Below are 334 nucleotides of genomic sequence, written 5' to 3'. Positions count from 1 at the left end.
TTTTTGAGATTGGTGATACAAAATAGCATGACGTTTTAATAATACTTCAGATGGACTTAACGGTACAGCCATGTCTATTTCATGAATATCCCATTCGTGCCAAGCACCTCGGTATAACCATAGCCAGCAATCATCCATATAAGGTTGTGGTTTTAGTTCCTTCATTGCAGCAAAAATGGCATTCAAACATACTTCATGCGTTCCATGCGGATCTGCAAGATCTCCAGCTGCAAATACCTGATGTGGTTTTATTTTTTCGATAATGTCTTTTACAATAGCAATATCTTCAAGACCTAACGGATTTTTCTTAATTTGTCCTGTCTCATAAAACGGT

The 334-nt window shown here is 37.1% G+C and carries 1 pseudogene; it reads right to left on the bottom strand.

Going from position 1 to position 334, the window contains the following annotated elements:
- Positions 1–334 (bottom strand): annotated as a pseudogene (locus tag LPB87_RS20690) (glucosamine-6-phosphate deaminase); the annotation flags it as partial.

The sequence above is a fragment of the Flavobacterium sp. EDS genome, from assembly GCF_020991525.1.
GTDB lineage: Bacteria > Bacteroidota > Bacteroidia > Flavobacteriales > Flavobacteriaceae > Flavobacterium.
This window is presented reverse-complemented; position numbering and strand designations above follow the sequence as displayed.